This is a genomic window from Pseudomonas sp. SDT291_1_S447 (assembly GCF_054070155.1).
This window is the reverse complement of the sequence record NZ_JBSVXS010000464.1, coordinates 1-215: the sequence shown is the minus strand read 5'-3', so window position 1 is coordinate 215 and position 215 is coordinate 1. Positions and strand designations below refer to the sequence as shown.

Sequence of the window (215 nt, the reverse complement as noted above, 5' to 3'; positions counted from 1 at the left end):
ACGCCGCCAATGGCGTGAGTGACTACGATAACCCGCTGTACACGCCGATCCGTGAGACTGAATACAACGTCGAACTCAACTACGGTTTCCACGTCACCAACTGGCTGACCGTGCGTCCAAACCTGCAATACGTCGTGCAGCCTGGCGGCGTGGATAAAGTCGACAACGCGTTGGTAGCCGGCCTGAAAATTCAGTCTACGTTCTAACGTTGTTGC

Annotated in this window: 1 protein-coding gene; it reads left to right on the top strand. The window is 54.9% G+C overall.

Translation table 11 applies throughout. The features are described 5' to 3' along the window. Positions 1-206 (top strand): carbohydrate porin (locus tag ACW9IR_RS30385; protein WP_457466317.1); only part of this gene is annotated, 206 nt, incomplete at its 5' end. Positions 207-215: the final 9 nt, after the last annotated feature.